A 15,401-nucleotide genomic window follows, 5' to 3' on the forward strand; every position below is an offset into this window, starting at 1 on the left:
TCCCGGATGGCTAATAGGTGTAGAAATACGCGCGGCCGACAAACTTCGTGTACGAACCGGTTCCCACCGTGACCCACGACTTTGACGCGTATGCCCCGGAGCATGCCCAATTGCACTTCTTCTGAAGCGTGTACCGGTAGACGTCATTGAGCGCGAACACTGCCATGCACCGCCCCTGAGGAACAACTGTGCCCAGACCTTCCGTCGTGGTCGTTGATGTCGTAACTCCGCCACTTACAGAAACCTTGGATGAGAGGAGGCCGCTCAGCCCGCTGAAGCTCAGGTCGCTCGTGATGCTAAAGGTATTGCTCCGCGTCGTACTGGTGTTGTAGCTGGCGGTCGTCGCGTTGGAAGTCGGCGCGCAGACCTGGTACGAAATCTGAGCGCCTTTTACGCGCGCCCCCGATTTATAGACATTCACCATCTGGTAGCTGTACTGAGGTCCGGTGGGCGTCGCGGCCGACGCGGCACCGGGAACAGCGATCACCGCCGCACCAGCAATCAGAAGAGCGGTCACCACTGTCGCGAGGCTGCGGGCAATCCCAGTCTTGTTCATGGCTGGACACTAAGAATTTGCCAGGAATGCGTCAAAGGATAATCGGTCGACCAATGGTGACGTCCCGTTGATTCGCGAGCCTTCGACACCGTCTGTTCGGCCCGCTATCGGCTCATTTAATCTCCTAGTTCACCCGTTCCTGCAGTGTTGTCAAGCCTCGGTTAACCCTGCGAGACAGCGACAATATGAGGCCACCACGGCTTCGGCGTCGTTCGTCTCCTCAAGAAGTGCGAGCGCCAGCTCTCGAAGGCGCCGAGCACGGGGGGCCATCGACCCCTCCCCGGAGATCCTTTCCAGAACGCGCAGGCGAAGCTGAGCGGCAAGCATCGCGAAATCCACACCGCCCGCCTCCTTCCACATACGCCAACGCCCCCGATTGTCGGCCCAGAAGACCTGTTCGGGACTGCGGGCGGAGAGCAGCTCGGTCTTGGACACCTCCGCCATGTGCTCGCCACGAAGACTTTGAGCGCTGACCGAAAGCAACTCGATCCGAAGATAGGAATCAAGCCCGTCCGCCCTCTCGTCGGACCGAGTAGGCGGAGGCAGGGGCGACGCATCCCGACGCACCCATGTTCCGCCATATCGCCCACGCCGAGCCTCGAGCAATCCCTCCGTCGTGAGCGTGTGCAGAGCCCTCCGCAAAGTCCCCCGGTCCACGCCGAGCGTCCGGGCAAGAACGCGCTCGCCCGGCAGCCGGGAGTGTCCCGGATACGAATCCGCGATCACAGCAGCCCGGATGTGATCCGTCAGTGCATCCACCATCCCCCCGCGGCTACGAAGGTGCTCCAGACCCTCAATATCCCGTATTTCGAATGAAGTCATCATTCCCGTCCAAATGGTGGTTGAATCAACCTTGTGAGAAAGTGGCGCGTGACTCTCGCTCAAGGAGTATTCATCCTGCTCGCCGCGTCTGCGGCCACTGCGTGTAGCAGTCCCCCTGCGGTGACCCCAACAGCCGACAGCCTGGTCGGACGGCCTTGGCTGGAAGCGACCGAGTCATGGGATGGCGCGCTTATCGCCATTAATGTCTCCGATGTCGATCCCTCATCTCAACCCGTCGAAAACCCTATCGATTGGATTGTCATGGCCGCGTGCGAAATTGAAGACCCTCGCGACCGTACGGCAGTCGTCGCGGTCCTGCGTATCGATGAGCAGAACAGCATGTCAAAGGGCGAGGCGCGGGAAAGAATTGCATCTCGCTGCGACTAGACGGCCGAGTCTTTACCGTTATCGAGGCCAAGGCGCCGAGACGGCGCCGGGGCTTCCGGCAGCCCAGCCCGATTCGACCCATTGCTACTGCTGCAATGACCGCTCGGCAACCTGCGTATTCGCCTGATTGCACTCATTCCCGCTGCAGGTGATTGGCGCGTGGCGGGTCTTGCCAGGCAATTCACCGTTCGACTCCGACTTGCCCCTTGGTCCGCGACATGGAGTGCCTCTCGCGTAGGTCGCCGTGGACGTTGCAGCGCCGGCATGTGGTGATCGCGACGGCGGTCGTGGGCGGCGGCATCCGCTTCCTGGACGAGGGGCTGCGGCTCGACCTGGAGCTCATCGACGAGCGCCGTTTCGCGAACGGCTACGTCTACCTCGGCTACCGGGTGCGCCGCTGAGACGCGACTTTGCCATCGCGACCTCGGGCGCTAGGCTAGAAATGTTGTCGTCAAGAACAAATATTTAGAGAGTCAAAGATGACGAACGCACCTGACGTTCCGACGAAGACGAAGTCGCCCGAATGGGCCGATCCGGCCGCCGGCACCGAGGCGAGGGTCGAGGCGCTCCTGGCTGCCATGACCCCGGCGGAGAAGATCGCGCAGCTGGGCAGCTACTGGGCCGACACGCGAGACTCGACGCAGATCATCGCGCCGATGCAGGACGTCCTGTCGAAGGGCAGGCCTCCCTTCGAGGAGGCGGTCGCCGAGGGCATCGGGCATCTGACCCGCGTGTTCGGGACGACTCCGGTGACTGCGCGCGAGGGCATGGAGAAGGTGCGGGCGTCGCAGCGACACCTCATGGACAGCACCCGCCTCGGCATCCCCGGGGTCGTTCATGAGGAATGCCTCACCGGCTTCACCACGCTCGGCGCGACCGTGTACCCCGCGTCGATGGCCTGGGCGGCGACCTTCGATCCCCAGCTCGTCGAAGAGATGGCCCGCGCGATCGGCTCCGACATGGCGGCCGTCGGGGTGCACCAGGGCCTCTCGCCCGTGCTCGACGTCGTCACCGACTATCGCTGGGGTCGCGTCGAAGAGACGCTCGGCGAAGACCCCTACGTCGTCGCGACGCTCGCTACCGCATACGTCGCCGGCCTGCAGGACGCCGGGGTCATCGCCACCCTCAAGCACTTCGCCGGTCACGCCACCTCGCGCGGCGGCCGCAACCACGCCCCCGTCGCGATGGGCGAGCGCGAGCTGCGCGACCTCGTGCTGCCCCCGTTCGAGATGGCGGTGCGCGTCGGCGACGCCGCGAGCGTCATGAACTCCTACACCGAGCTCGACCGCGTGCCCGCGGCAGCCGATCGGTGGCTCCTGACCGACCTGCTCCGCGACGAGTGGGGCTTCGACGGCACCGTCGTGTCGGACTACTGGGCGGTGGCGTTCCTCAAGTCAAAGCACGGCGTGGCCGCCGACATGGCGGAGGCGGGCCGTCTCGCGCTCCACGCCGGCATCGACGTCGAGCTGCCCGACATCGCCGCCTACCGCCTCCTCGACGACGGCGACCCCGACCCCGCACGCACCCGTTCCGACGTCGACACCGCCGTGCGCCGGGTGCTGAGGCAGAAGATCGAGCTGGGCCTGCTCGACGACGGCTGGGCGCCGGCGGAACCCGCAGACGTCGACATCGACAGCGCCCGCAACCGCGACATCGCCCGCCGCCTCGCGGAGGAGTCGATCATCCTGCTCGACAACCGAGAGCGTTTCCTCCCACTCCCCTCCGCCGCCGGGCGCATCGCGGTCATCGGTCCCTGCGTCGACGACCCGGGCGCCCTCATGGGCGCGTACTCGTACCCCATCCACGTCATGCCGCGGCATCCCGAGATGGGGCTCGGCATCGACGCGACCTCGATCCCCGACGCACTGCGGGCCGCGGCATCCGGCTCCGAGGTGGTCGCCCTGCGGGGCACGCCGCTGGTCGAGCCGGCCGACGAGGCCGAGCTCGCGCGGGCCGTCGACGCGGCGGCCGCGAGCGACGTGGTGATCGCCGTGGTCGGCGACCGCGCCGGGATGTTCGGCAAAGGCACCTCCGGAGAGGGATCGGATGCCCCGGGCCTCGACCTCCCCGGAGACCAGGGCCGGCTCGTCGAGGCGCTCCTGGACACCGGCAAGCCGGTCGTGCTGCTCGTTCTGTCGGGTCGTCCGTACGCCCTGGGCGCGTACACCGGTCGTGCCGCGGCGATCGTGCAGTCCTTCCTGCCCGGCGTCGAGGGAGCCGCGGCGATCGCCGGCGTCCTCACGGGTACGGTGAACCCGAGCGGTCACCTGCCGGTGCAGATTCCGCGCACCGACGGCGCGCTGCCGCACACCTACCTCGCCCCGCCGCTCGGCCAGGACGGCGACCGCATCAGCAGCCTGTCGATCGCTCCGGCGTTCCCGTTCGGCCACGGCTTGTCGTACACGACGTTCGAGCTCGGCGACGTGTCGCTCGACCGCGAGGAGATGGCGAACGACGGGACCGTGCGCGCGACGGTGAGGCTCGAGAACACCGGCGATCGCGCCGGAGCGACCGTCGTGCAGCTGTACAGCGCCGATCCGGTCGCCCAGGTGACCAGGCCCGTGCAGCAGCTGGTCGGGTACGCGCGCGTCTGGCTGGAGGCGGGGGCCGCGGCATCCGTCGCCTTCGAACTGCACGCCGACAGATTCTCGTTCACCGGACTCGAGCGGCGCCGCATCGTCGAGCCCGGGCTCGTGAACCTCACCGCGGGCCTCTCGCTCGCCCAGGTGACCGCGCCGGCCGCGCTGACGATCCGGGGCACCGTCCGCGTCGTCGACGAGCCCGTGCTCGTCACCGGCGTCGAGACCACCGTCGAAGGCCGTCCCGACACGAAAGACGAGACCACCCAGGAGGATGCCGCGTGACCGGCCTCACCGCTGAGAACTGGCCGATCGCGGCCGCAGCCCTTCCCTTTCCCGGTCGCACGGCCGACGGCCGCAGCGTCACCGAGGCGGGCCCGCAGGAATGGGCCGGTCCGCTGGCCGAGATCGCCGATGCCGGCTTCGACCGCATCGACATCACCGACTCGTGGCTGCGGGTCGGCGACCTGAGCGCCGAGGGTCTGCGCGACCTGCGGACGGTCGCCGCCGAGGCGGGGGTCGTGCCGACATCGATCTCGGCGATCCGCTGCAGCGTGATCGACCACGAGAACGGCGATGCGAACCTCGCGTACAGCCATCGGACGCTGGATGCCGCGGCCGCCCTCGGCATCGAGACGGTGTCGTTCGGGCTCCACCAGGCGCTGACGCCGCAGCAGCAGGCGCAGCTGTGGTTCTGGACGGTCGAGGGCCACAAGGATGACCCGGCCGACTGGGACCTCGCCGTCGGCCGGCTGCGAGAGCTCGGCCGCCACGCCGACGAACTCGGCCTGCTGGTGTCCCTGGAGATGTACGAGGACACGTTCCTCGGCACGGCCGACTCCGCGGTGCGGCTCGTGCAGGACATCGGGATGGACAACGTCGGCCTGAACCCCGACATCGGCAACCTCGTGCGCCTGCACCGGCCGGTCGAGCCGTGGTGGGACCTGGTGGAGAAGACGGTTCCCTATGCCAACTTCTGGCACGTGAAGAACTACGCGCGCGACGAGGACGCCGCCCGCGACAGCTACTTCGCGGTGCCCGCTCCCATGCAGTACGGCCTCATCGACTACCGCCGCGCCTTCAGATACGCGATCGAGCAGGGCTTCCAGGGCGTCATCTGCGTCGAGAACTACGGCGGCGACGGGCTCAGCGTCTGCGCTGACAACCGCGACTACCTGCGCCGGCACGCGCTGCCCAAGCGCGAGGGGTACGCCCTGGGCACGAGCAGGGTGCGGCAGCCGCGCCACGACGGAGGTGCCTCATGACCCGCATCGCCAACGACGCCCAGGACTTCGTGCCGCAGGCCCTGGCCGGCTTCGTCTCGGCGCACGCCGACCTCGTCCGCGCCGTCGACGGCGGCGTAGTCCGCGCCGCACCCGCCCCGCGGGGCTCGGTGGCCCTCGTGGTCGGCGGCGGCTCCGGGCACTACCCCGCCTTCGCCGGCGTCGTCGGGGCAGGCCTGGCGGCCGGCGCCGTGTGCGGCAACATCTTCACCTCGCCGTCGGCCGGCCAGGCGTACCGCGTCGCCAAGGCCGCGAACCGCGGGGGCGGCGTGCTGTTCAGCTTCGGCAACTACGCCGGTGACGTGCTCCATTTCGGCGAGGCGGAAGAGCGCCTGCGCGAGGAAGGCATCGACGCCCGCACGGTGCTGTGCACCGACGACATCGCCAGTGCACCCCAGGACGAGATCGACAAGCGCCGCGGCATCGCGGGCGACTTCGTCGTCTTCAAGGTTGCCGGCGCCGCCGCCGAGCGCGGCGACTCGATCGACGAGGTCGAGCGGCTGGCGCGGCACGCGAACCACCGCACCCGCACGCTCGGCGTCGCGTTCGGCGGCTGCACCTTCCCCGGCGCCGCGGAGCCGCTGTTCACCGTCCCGGACGGCATGATGTCGATCGGCCTGGGCATCCACGGCGAGCCCGGCATCCGCGACGTGCCGCGCACGACGTCGGCCGAGCTCGCCGAGACGCTGGTGGAGGCGCTGCTCGCCGACGTGCCCGAAGACCGCGGCGACCGGGTGGCGGTGATCGTCAACGGCTTGGGCACGGTGAAGTACGAGGAGCTCTTCGTGCTGTACGGCGATGTCGCGGCCAGGCTCGAGGCGGCGGGCATCGCCATCGTGCAGCCCGAGGTCGGCGAGCTCGTGACGAGCCTCGACATGGCCGGGGCATCCCTCACCTTCTTCTGGCTGGACGACGAACTCGAGCCGCTGTGGGCGGCGCCCGCGTACACGCCGGCGTACCGCAAGGGCTCGGTCCAGGTCGCCGCCGCCGCAGGCGACACGCAGGACGAAGAGGTCGAGGCCGCCGAGACCGCTGCTGCGCCCGAGGCGTCGGACTGGTCGAAGTCCGCCGCCGTCTTCGCTCTCGCCTGCCTCGACGCCGCACGCGCCACCATCCACGAGCACGAGGTGGAGCTCGGCCGCATCGACGCCATCGCCGGCGACGGCGACCACGGCGTGGGCATGCGCACCGGCGTCGACGCGGCGCGTGAGGCCGCCGACCCTGCGGCCGGACTGTCGGCCATGCTCGCCGCGGCGGGCGACGCGTGGAGCGAGAAGGCCGGGGGCACCTCGGGAGCACTGTGGGGCGCGATGCTCCGATCCATCGGACGCACGCTCGACAGCGGCGGCGCGGATCCGCGCACGACCGCCCCCGGCGCGGCGCGCGCCGCCCTCGACGCCGTCACCTCGCGCGGGGGAGCGAGCGTCGGCGACAAGACCATGGTCGACGCCCTCGAACCGTTCGCGAGGGTGCTCGCCGAGCGGCTGGATGCCGGTGACGACCTCGTCGCCGCGCTCGGCTCCGCCGCTCGCGCGTCCACCGATGCCGCGGCCGCCACGTCGGCCCTGCGACCGGCCCTCGGCCGCGCCCGCCCGCTGGCCGAGAAGAGCATCGGGCATCCCGACGCCGGCGCGACGTCGCTGGCGCTGATCGCCACCGCGATCGCCGAGGTCGCGCGCGAGTCCGCGGCATCCCACGAACAGATCTCTCGAAAGGAAGAGCGATGAGCGACACCCTGCGCATCGTCGTCGGAAGCGACGATGCCGGCTTCGAGTACAAGTCGGCACTGAAGGCCCTGCTGGAGGCCGACCCGCGGGTCGCCGCCGTCACCGACGTCGGAGTGGGCGGTGACGAGCACACCGACTACCCGCATGTCGCGGTCGAGGCTGCGCGCCGCGTCGCCGCAGGCGACGCCGACCGCGCGCTGCTCATCTGCGGCACCGGTCTCGGCGTGGCGATCTCGGCGAACAAGGTGCCCGGCATCCGCGCGGTCACCGCGCACGACAGCTACTCGGTCGAGCGTTCGGTGCTCAGCAACAACGCGCAGGTGCTCACCATGGGTCAGCGTGTGATCGGGCTCGAGCTCGCCAAGCGCCTGGTGTCGGAGTGGCTGGGCTACCGCTTCGACCCGTCGTCGTCGTCGGCGTCGAAGGTCGCCGCCATCGAGTCGTACGACCGCGCCGCCGATCTCGGCGCCGCCGGCCAGAACGTGGAGGCCAGCTCATGACCCGTATCGCCGTCGTCGGCAGTGGCTACATGGGTGGCGGCATGGCGCAGGTGTTCGCGCTCGCCGGCCACGACGTCGTGATCTCGGACGTCACTGCCGAGATCGCCGCCTCGAACCTCGAGCGCATCAGGACCGAGACGGCCGAGTTCGAAGCGCAGGGGCTCTTCCCCGCGGGAGCCACCGAGCTCGTCACGCGCCACATCTCGGCCGCGCAGAGCATCGAGGAGGCCGTCGCCGACGCCGAGCTGATCGAGGAGGCGGTGCCGGAACGGATCGAGATCAAGCACGACACGCTCCGCCGCATCTCGCAGGCCAACGCGACCGCCGTCATCGGCAGCAACACGTCGACCATCTCGATCACCAGGCTCGCCGAGGCCGTGGTGAACCCGGAGCGGTTCCTCGGCGTGCACTTCTCGAATCCCGCGCCGTTCGTTCCGGGCGTCGAGCTCATCCCGCACCCCGCCACCGCCGAGAGCGCGATCGCCGCCGCCGAGCAGCTGCTCGCCGAGAGCGGCAAGATCGGCGCCCGGGTGAAGGACGCGACCGGCTTCGTGCTGAACCGCCTGCAGTACGCGCTGTTCCACGAGGCGACGCAGCTGGTCGACGAGGGCATCGCGACGCCGGAGGACATCGACGCGATCGTCCGCTCGACCTTCGGCTTCCGTCTGCCGTTCTTCGGGCCGTTCGCGATCGCCGACATGGCGGGCCTCGACGTGTACGCATTCTGCTACGCATCGTTGCAGGGGGACTTCCCCGAGCGTTTCGCGACGCCCGCGATCCTCACCGAGCGCATCGAGCGCGGAGAGCTGGGCACGAAGTCGGGAGCCGGGTTCCGCGCGATCGATCCCGAGCGCATCGCCGAGCTCGTGGCCTACCGCAACCGGGCCTACGCCAAGATGAAGGAGCTGCTCGACGAGCTCGGCCCCTCGCCCTTCGACGCGCCTGCCGGAGCGACGGCCGACGCGACCGCCGAGGCGACGGCGCAGGCGACGGGGCGATGAGCACCGCCGGGCCGACGGCGGCCGTGACGCGCAACTGGGCCTCGAACGTGGTGTACGGCGCGGCGGACGTCGTCGCCCCGGGCTCTCTCGACGAACTGGCGGACGTGGTGCGCTCCGCCGATCGCGTGAAGGCGCTCGGCAGCCGTCACTGCTTCAACACGATCGCCGACACCGACGGGCTGCACGTCGTCTCGAGCCGGCTGCCCGCCGAGGTCGGCATCGACAGCGAGCGCGGCGTCGTGCGGGCAGCGGCCGGCCTGCGCTACGGCGATCTCGCGCCCGCCCTTCACCGTGAAGGGTGGGCGCTGGCCAACCTCGCGTCGCTGCCGCACATCTCGCTCGCCGGTGCCGTCGCGACCGGAACCCACGGCTCGGGTGACGCGGTGTCCTCGCTCGCGTCCGCGGTCGCGGGCGTGGAGCTGGTCACCGCGGACGGCGAGCTGCGCACGTTCCGTCGCGGAGACGCCGACTTCGAGGGCGTCGTCGTCTCGCTCGGGGCGCTCGGCATCGTCACCGCGCTCGAACTCGACCTCGTCCCGGCGTTCGACGTCGCCCAGACGGTCTACGAGCGCCTCCCGCTCGACGCGGTGCTCGACGATCTCGAGGCGGTCACGGGCCTCGGCTACAGCGTGTCGATGTTCCACACCTGGCGTGACCCGGACGTCGTCGACCAGCTGTGGGTGAAGCGTCGCGCGGACGCGGCCGGCACCCTGCCCGAGGCGGTCCTGGGCGCCGCGAAGGCGTCGGTCAAGAGGCATCCGCTTCCCGACGTCTCGGCCGACAGCTGCACCGACCAGCTCGGCGCACCGGGGGAGTGGTACGCCCGACTCCCGCACTTCAAGCTCGAGTTCACGCCGTCCAACGGCGAGGAACTGCAGTCGGAGTTCCTCGTCCCGCGCCGGCACGCCGTCGCGGCGATCGCGACGATGCGCGACCTCGCGGACCGCGTCGCGCCGCTGCTTCAGGTGTGCGAGCTGCGGACCGTGGCGCGGGACGATCTCTGGCTGTCGTCGGCGTACGGAGCCGATGTGCTCGGCATCCATTTCACGTGGAAGCCCGACCAGGCCGGCGTCGAGCGTCTGCTGCCGCTCATCGAGCGGGCTCTCGAGCCCATGGACGCCCGGCCGCACTGGGGGAAGCTGTTCACCCTCGAAGGAGCGGACGAGCGGATGCCGCGGCTCTACCCGCGCTGGACCGACTTCGCCGAGCTGCGCGAGCGCCTCGACCCGCGGGGCGTCTTCCGCAACGATTTCCTCGCACGGCTGGGGCTGTGAGCGCGCGCAGGCGTCGTCCCGGGTCGGCGTGGAGGATCGGGCGCACCCCGGCCTCCGGCGTAGGAGAAGATCGAGTATGCGCTGCCTGCACCTGCTCGGAGGACGCGCCGCAGGCCCCGGCATCCGGGACTCGGCATGACCGGCGCGCTCTCGGGGATCCGTGTCGTCGACCTGTCCCGCGTGCTGGCCGGTCCCTATGCCACGATGCTTCTCGCCGACATGGGAGCAGAGGTGCTGAAGGTGGAGCGTCCCGGCGTCGGGGACGAGACCCGTTCGTGGAAGCCGCCGACCACGGCTGAGGGCGACTCCACGTATTTCGCGGCCGTCAACCGCAACAAGACGGCGGTCACCGCCGACCTCCACGACGAAACGGATGTCGCGGAATTGCGGGCGCTGATCGCCGAGGCAGACGTCTTCATCGAGAATGCGCGTCCGGGGACGGTCGCCGCGCGCGGCCTGTCTTTCGCCGAGTTGAGCGAGCTGAATCCGCGCCTGATCTACTGTTCGATCTCGGGGTTCGGCACGCACGGCGGCCGCGATCTGCCGGGCTTCGATCTGCTCGTGCAAGCAGCCGGCGGGCTGATGAGCATCACCGGGGAGCCGGACGGACCCCCGATGAAGGTCGGCGTGGCACTGGTCGACGTCATCACCGGGCTGCACGCGGTCACGGGCATCCTCGCGGCGCTTCATGCCCGGCAGTCCACCGGATGCGGTCAGCACATCGAGGTCAATCTGCTCTCGAGCCTCCTGTCGGCCCTTGCGAACCAGGCATCCGGATATGTCCTGGCGGACGTGGAACCCGGGCGGCTGGGCAACGCCCATCCGAGCATCGCGCCGTATGAAGTGCTCCGCGCCGCCGATCGCACGATCGCGCTCGCCGTCGGCACCGACGCGCAGTTCGCCGTGCTGGCCGAGCTCGTGGGGGCGCCCGCGCTGGCGACAGACGATCGATACCGGACGAACGAGTCGCGGGTGCGCAACCGGGAGGATCTCGTCGTCGAACTGGAGGACCGCCTCCGCCTGGAGGACGCGGAGACATGGGTCGAGCGACTCATGGCACGCGGTGTGCCGGCCGCCCCCGTGAACACCGTGGCCGAGGCATTCGCCTACGCCGAGAGGCTCGGCCTCGAACCCGTGGTCGATGTGGCGGGGGTGCGCCAGGTCGCCGATCCCATCCGCTTCAGCGCCACCCCCGTCGACTACCGCACCGCGCCGCCGCCGATCGGACCGCGCGTCGGAGCACGGACATCTGTATCCCGCGCTCGCACCAAGGAGGGACAGCATGATTGAGCAGACGCTCGAAACCGCCGGATCCGGGCTGGAGGCCGTGTTCTCCGTCGACGCGATCCTGCCGGAGGACGCGCGTGACTGGCAGCTGCGGGCGAGGGAGTTCGCGCGGCGCCGGATCGCACCGACGATCGAGGAAGACTTCGAGGCGCAGCACTTCCGCCGCGAGCTGATCGAGGAGATCGGCGCCGCCGGCTTCCTCGGCATGCACATCTCCGGCTACGGCTGCGCGGGAGCTTCGGCGACGGCTTATGGAGCGGTCTGCCTGGAGTTCGAGGCGATCGACAGCGGATGGCGAACGTTCGTCTCGGTGCAGGGATCCCTCGCGATGACGGCGATCGCGAAGTTCGGGTCGGAAGAGCAGAAGCAGCGATGGCTTCCCGAGATGGCCGCGGGGCGGGCGGTCGGGTGCTTCGCCCTCACCGAACCGAGCGGCGGGAGCGATCCGGGTGCCATGCGCACGGTCGCTCAGCGCACCGCCGACGGCTGGGTGATCACGGGAGCCAAGCGGTGGATCGGGCTCGCCACGGTCGCGGACATCGCCGTCGTGTGGGCGCAGACCGACGACGGCGTGCGGGGCTTCCTCGTCCCTACCGATACGCCCGGGTTCACCGCGACGGCCATCACCGGCAAGCATGCGATGCGCGCGTCGATCCAGTGCGACATCACGCTGGATGACGTGCAGGTCGCCTCCGACGCCCTGCTGCCCGGCGCCGTAGGCCTGCGCGGGCCGTTCTCGTGCCTCAACGAGGCCCGGTACGGGATCGTCTGGGGCGTCATGGGGGCGGCGCGATCATGCCTGTCGGCGGCGATCGACCGGGCGCGCAGCCGGGTGGTGTTCGGTGAGCCGATCGGGGCGTATCAGCTCACTCAGGCCAAGCTCGCCGACATGCTCGTGGAGTACGAGAAGGGGGTGCTGCTGGCGCGCCATCTCGGTGCGCAGAAGGATGCCGGCACCCTCTCGCACGCGCAGATCAGCGTCGGGAAGCTCAACAACGTCCGCGAGGCGATCGCGATCGCGGGCACGGCCCGCTCCATCCTGGGCGGCGATGGCGTGACCTCGGAGTTCCCGGTCATGCGGCACATGGCCAACCTGGAGGCGGTGCGGACCTACGAGGGGACCGACGAGATCCATGCCCTCATCGTCGGACGCGCCCTCACCGGTCTGTCGGCCTTCGCCTGAGAGCATCCCCACATCAGCCCTGGCCGCTGCCGGCCAGGCCGACGCAACCGGGAAAGCGGCCGAGCAGGCGAGCGGGGTTGTGGATCAGGAATCGATCCAGTGTCGCTTGATCGGTCTGCGCTCTCACGCGCGGCAGGACATGGTCGCCGAGATAGGCGAGTCCCGGCATCCCGTCATAGGCGCGATACCGGGTGCGTCTGGCCACATCGCCGCCGATCAGGATGCGTTCCGCCGCGCCGTTGGCTGCAGCGGTCAGCATGCACTCGATCAGAGTGGAGTCGGGCCACTCGCGGTGGCGCGCGAAGCCGTCGTAGCCGAGATATGCTCCGGCGGCCGCCAGATCGGCGTGCAGGTATGGGTCCGGGTTGCGGTCGACATGGGCGAGGACGACGGCTTCGGCCGGCACCCCTGCCCCGGCGAGGAGCGCGGTGACCTCGTGGCCTGCGCTGCCGTGATCGAGATGCACCATCACCGGTGCGCCGGTACGGGCGTGTGCGGCTCCGGCCGCATCGATCGCCCGGCGCTCGAAGGGAGTGATCCGCCAGTACCCTATGCCGACCTTGATGATCCCGGCACGAATGCCCGACTCGACCGCCGTGCGGGTCGCACGCTCGTCTGAGACCGCCATCCCGTCCTCGAGATCGCCGATGAGCCAGGCCGAGAGCGTGCCCTCGTCCGCGCGGAGGACCCAGTGATCTTCCGGATAGTGCTCCTGCTTGTGCAGGCCCGTTGTGGCGATGATCCGGATACGGGCTGTGCGGGCGACGCGCCGGAGTGCGGCGGGTCGTCGACCCAGGCCGATGGGGGTGGCGTCGATCATCGCGGCGAAGCCGGACTGTCGCAGCATCGACGCCTCGCTCGCGCTGCGCTCCTCGTCGTCGAGTTCCTCCCCGGGTAGCAGCTGCGACGCTTGGAACATGTGCTCGTGGTAGTCCGTCACGCCGAGTTCTGCAGCCGGTATGTCGCCGTCGACCGTTCGCACCCGGCGGTCGCTGACGGCAGGGCAGGACTCAGCGGGCGTCATCGCCGGCGAGTGCTCTCGCTCTTGCCGCCGTGAACCGGCCGGCGATCCGTTCGATCTCCGCCCAGTTCTCAGCTGCTATGGCCGAGCTCGGGGTGAGGTCGCCGCCCGCGCCCACGGCGAACGCCCCGGCGGCGAACCAGTCGCCCATGTTTTCGGCCGTCACCCCTCCGGTAGGCATCAACGGCACGTCGGGGAACGGACCGCGCAGCGCCCGCAGGTAGGCGGGGCCCCCCAGAGATGACGGGAACAGTTTCACGACGTCCGCACCGAGCTCGACAGCCATCATCACTTCCGTCGGGGTGAGGGCGCCCATCATCACCGCTGCCCCGGTCTCGATCATCGCCTCCGCCACGGCGGGGATGGTGCCCGGGGAGACCAGGAACCTTGCTCCGGCATCGACCGCTTCGCGGGCCTGACGCGGGGAGAGGACCGTGCCGGCGCCGACGAGGAGCCCCGGGCCGTGGCGATCGATGAGCCTCCGGATGACGACGGGGGTGTCGGGCGTGGTGTACGTGACCTCGATTGCGCGGATTCCCCCGCGGATCAACGCCTCGCTGGCGTTGATGGCGAGCTCGGCGCTGGGAGCCCGGAGCACCGCGATGACCCCGTGCCGACGGGACTCTGCGATTGCCGGGTGTGACGACGCGGTGAGATTCACGAGATTCCTTCTGGCTGGGCGAGCGAGTTGAGGGCGCTGAGCAGGTTGGTGACGGCCGCCTCTGTTGCGCGCCGCACGCTCGATTCGGTGTATCCGCCCAGATGCGGAGTGCAGATGGTACGGGGATGACGAAGCAGCGGGGTGACCGTCGGCGGTTCGGTATCGAACGCGTCGACGGCGTACGCGCCCAGAGTGCGCTCGTTCAGAGCGATCAGCACGGCGTCATCGTCGACGAGAGCCGATCGGGCCGTGTTGACCAACACGCTCCCCGGCCGCATGACCCCGAGAAGGGAAGCGGTCACGAGCGGGCGCCCGTCGGCGAGCGGGGGAGCGTGCAGGCTCACGACATCGGCGCCGACGAAGACGTCGCCGACATCCGCAACCGCGATCGGCGAACTGCCGGCCACGGGGTCGTATCCGCGCACGGATGCGCCCAGCGCCGCGAAGATGCGGGCCACCTCCCCACCGATCGCACCGAGCCCCACGATTCCGACGGTCATGTCGCGAAGCTCTCGTCCCAGGTCGCGCTGCCAGGTGCCGGCCTTGACACCGTCGCTCGACCACGGGATGCCGCGCTGCGCGCAGAGGGCCAGCGAGACAGCAAGCTCTGCCACGCCTTGCGCGTTGGCGCCCAGCGCCCGCTCGACACGGATACCGCGAAGGCGTGCCGCCTCGAGATCGATGGAGTCGGTGCCGGTGCCGTTGCGGCTGATGACCCGCAACTCGTCGGCAACCTCGAGCAGATCGGCCGTGATCGGCTCGACGCCGGCGAGCCAGCCCACAACTCCCGGAAGCAGTGCGCGGAGTTCGGTTGCCGATGGTGTGTGGCCGGGACGCCCGGTGATCACCTCGTAGCCCGCTCTCCGGAGCGGTTCGAGGAGTGGAGATCCATCTCCGTCGATGGTCAGGGATCGTGGCGTCACGAGAATGCGGCCGAGCGCGGATGGCATGGTGTAGTCCTCTTCGACGATGTTTGGTGTAGTACAACTACCACATAGCGAGCTGCGGCCGTGAGAATGGCCGAATTCTGCGCGAGCAGGCGGCCGACTTCTTGCTTTGCCGCGAGCCTTTTCGTAGTATAACTACAGGATTCGCCGAAGAGTCCACAAACAGATCAAGG

The 15,401-nt window shown here is 69.5% G+C and carries 15 protein-coding genes; 10 read left to right on the forward strand and 5 right to left on the reverse strand.

Translation table 11 applies throughout. From position 1 onward, the window contains the following. Window positions 1–10: 10 nt before the first annotated feature. Together ACN9MP_RS01145 and ACN9MP_RS01150 are read right to left on the reverse strand one after the other, a co-directional pair. A complete protein-coding gene (locus ACN9MP_RS01145) occupies window positions 11–556 on the reverse strand; it encodes a hypothetical protein (protein WP_426323164.1) in 546 nt (181 codons plus the stop codon). A gap of 150 nt (window positions 557–706) precedes the next feature. Next, window positions 707–1,318, reverse strand: a complete 612-nt coding sequence (locus ACN9MP_RS01150) for a winged helix-turn-helix domain-containing protein (protein ID WP_426323166.1) — start codon at window positions 1,316–1,318, stop codon at window positions 707–709. A gap of 180 nt (window positions 1,319–1,498) precedes the next feature. On the opposite strand from ACN9MP_RS01150, the gene ACN9MP_RS01155 reads away from it, so the two are divergent. The 10 genes from ACN9MP_RS01155 to ACN9MP_RS01200 all read left to right on the forward strand — a co-directional run bounded on the left by ACN9MP_RS01155 (window position 1,499) and on the right by ACN9MP_RS01200 (window position 12,599). After that, window positions 1,499–1,765 carry a hypothetical protein gene (locus ACN9MP_RS01155; protein WP_426323168.1) on the forward strand — a complete coding sequence of 89 codons (267 nt, stop codon included), beginning with the start codon at window positions 1,499–1,501 and terminating at the stop codon, window positions 1,763–1,765. Between the two features lie 206 nt (window positions 1,766–1,971). Then, a complete protein-coding gene (locus tag ACN9MP_RS01160) occupies window positions 1,972–2,166 on the forward strand; it encodes a hypothetical protein (RefSeq protein WP_426323170.1) in 195 nt (64 codons plus the stop codon). Between the two features lie 78 nt (window positions 2,167–2,244). Next, window positions 2,245–4,629: a glycoside hydrolase family 3 N-terminal domain-containing protein gene (locus tag ACN9MP_RS01165; RefSeq protein WP_426323172.1), complete on the forward strand. Its 2,385-nt coding sequence runs from the start codon at window positions 2,245–2,247 to the stop codon at window positions 4,627–4,629. Continuing rightward, window positions 4,626–5,609 (forward strand): sugar phosphate isomerase/epimerase family protein, encoded by a 984-nt coding sequence (locus ACN9MP_RS01170; RefSeq protein ID WP_426323174.1) that lies wholly within the window; start codon window positions 4,626–4,628, stop codon window positions 5,607–5,609. Before ACN9MP_RS01165 ends, ACN9MP_RS01170 begins: the two co-directional genes overlap by 4 nt. Next, window positions 5,606–7,354 carry a dihydroxyacetone kinase family protein gene (locus ACN9MP_RS01175; RefSeq protein WP_426323176.1) on the forward strand — a complete coding sequence of 583 codons (1,749 nt, stop codon included), beginning with the start codon at window positions 5,606–5,608 and terminating at the stop codon, window positions 7,352–7,354. Before ACN9MP_RS01170 ends, ACN9MP_RS01175 begins: the two co-directional genes overlap by 4 nt. Then, window positions 7,351–7,854 (forward strand): ribose-5-phosphate isomerase, encoded by a 504-nt coding sequence (locus ACN9MP_RS01180; protein ID WP_426323178.1) that lies wholly within the window; start codon window positions 7,351–7,353, stop codon window positions 7,852–7,854. Before ACN9MP_RS01175 ends, ACN9MP_RS01180 begins: the two co-directional genes overlap by 4 nt. After that, window positions 7,851–8,855 carry a 3-hydroxyacyl-CoA dehydrogenase family protein gene (locus ACN9MP_RS01185; RefSeq protein WP_426323180.1) on the forward strand — a complete coding sequence of 335 codons (1,005 nt, stop codon included), beginning with the start codon at window positions 7,851–7,853 and terminating at the stop codon, window positions 8,853–8,855. Before ACN9MP_RS01180 ends, ACN9MP_RS01185 begins: the two co-directional genes overlap by 4 nt. Next, window positions 8,852–10,129, forward strand: a complete 1,278-nt coding sequence (locus ACN9MP_RS01190) for a D-arabinono-1,4-lactone oxidase (RefSeq protein ID WP_426323182.1) — start codon at window positions 8,852–8,854, stop codon at window positions 10,127–10,129. Before ACN9MP_RS01185 ends, ACN9MP_RS01190 begins: the two co-directional genes overlap by 4 nt. 135 nt (window positions 10,130–10,264) lie before the next feature. After that, entirely contained in the window at window positions 10,265–11,419 is a 1,155-nt protein-coding gene (locus tag ACN9MP_RS01195; protein WP_426323184.1) for a CaiB/BaiF CoA transferase family protein, read from the forward strand. Beyond that, window positions 11,412–12,599 (forward strand): acyl-CoA dehydrogenase family protein, encoded by a 1,188-nt coding sequence (locus ACN9MP_RS01200; RefSeq protein WP_426323186.1) that lies wholly within the window; start codon window positions 11,412–11,414, stop codon window positions 12,597–12,599. Before ACN9MP_RS01195 ends, ACN9MP_RS01200 begins: the two co-directional genes overlap by 8 nt. 13 nt (window positions 12,600–12,612) lie before the next feature. Here ACN9MP_RS01200 and ACN9MP_RS01205 read toward each other — a convergent pair whose 3' ends face one another. From ACN9MP_RS01205 to ACN9MP_RS01215, 3 genes are read right to left on the reverse strand one after another with little or no spacing between them, the layout of a single operon-like run. After that, complete coding sequence (locus tag ACN9MP_RS01205; RefSeq protein WP_426323188.1) at window positions 12,613–13,623, reverse strand: phosphotriesterase family protein; 1,011 nt, start codon at window positions 13,621–13,623, stop codon at window positions 12,613–12,615. Beyond that, the gene (locus ACN9MP_RS01210; protein ID WP_426323190.1) at window positions 13,610–14,281 is read right to left on the reverse strand and encodes a bifunctional 4-hydroxy-2-oxoglutarate aldolase/2-dehydro-3-deoxy-phosphogluconate aldolase; all 672 of its coding nucleotides are present in this window, start codon (window positions 14,279–14,281) and stop codon (window positions 13,610–13,612) included. The genes ACN9MP_RS01205 and ACN9MP_RS01210 overlap by 14 nt, the downstream gene beginning before the upstream one ends. Beyond that, the gene (locus ACN9MP_RS01215) at window positions 14,278–15,231 is read right to left on the reverse strand and encodes an NAD(P)-dependent oxidoreductase (RefSeq protein WP_426323192.1); all 954 of its coding nucleotides are present in this window, start codon (window positions 15,229–15,231) and stop codon (window positions 14,278–14,280) included. Before ACN9MP_RS01215 ends, ACN9MP_RS01210 begins: the two co-directional genes overlap by 4 nt. Between the last annotated feature and the right edge of the window lie 170 nt (window positions 15,232–15,401).

The sequence above is a fragment of the Microbacterium sp. E-13 genome (assembly GCF_049912955.1).
Classification (GTDB): domain Bacteria; phylum Actinomycetota; class Actinomycetes; order Actinomycetales; family Microbacteriaceae; genus Microbacterium.

What these genes read in the sequence shown, in the direction of transcription:
- ACN9MP_RS01190 (WP_426323182.1), top strand. Translation starts at nt 8,852, where the DNA reads ATGAGCACCGCCGGGCCGACGGCGGCCGTGACGCGCAACTGGGCCTCG.
- ACN9MP_RS01145 (WP_426323164.1), bottom strand. Translation starts at nt 556, where the DNA reads ATGAACAAGACTGGGATTGCCCGCAGCCTCGCGACAGTGGTGACCGCT.
- ACN9MP_RS01195 (WP_426323184.1), top strand. Translation starts at nt 10,265, where the DNA reads ATGACCGGCGCGCTCTCGGGGATCCGTGTCGTCGACCTGTCCCGCGTG.
- ACN9MP_RS01175 (WP_426323176.1), top strand. Translation starts at nt 5,606, where the DNA reads ATGACCCGCATCGCCAACGACGCCCAGGACTTCGTGCCGCAGGCCCTG.
- ACN9MP_RS01205 (WP_426323188.1), bottom strand. Translation starts at nt 13,623, where the DNA reads ATGACGCCCGCTGAGTCCTGCCCTGCCGTCAGCGACCGCCGGGTGCGA.
- ACN9MP_RS01180 (WP_426323178.1), top strand. Translation starts at nt 7,351, where the DNA reads ATGAGCGACACCCTGCGCATCGTCGTCGGAAGCGACGATGCCGGCTTC.
- ACN9MP_RS01165 (WP_426323172.1), top strand. Translation starts at nt 2,245, where the DNA reads ATGACGAACGCACCTGACGTTCCGACGAAGACGAAGTCGCCCGAATGG.
- ACN9MP_RS01200 (WP_426323186.1), top strand. Translation starts at nt 11,412, where the DNA reads ATGATTGAGCAGACGCTCGAAACCGCCGGATCCGGGCTGGAGGCCGTG.
- ACN9MP_RS01215 (WP_426323192.1), bottom strand. Translation starts at nt 15,231, where the DNA reads ATGCCATCCGCGCTCGGCCGCATTCTCGTGACGCCACGATCCCTGACC.
- ACN9MP_RS01185 (WP_426323180.1), top strand. Translation starts at nt 7,851, where the DNA reads ATGACCCGTATCGCCGTCGTCGGCAGTGGCTACATGGGTGGCGGCATG.
- ACN9MP_RS01150 (WP_426323166.1), bottom strand. Translation starts at nt 1,318, where the DNA reads ATGGTGGATGCACTGACGGATCACATCCGGGCTGCTGTGATCGCGGAT.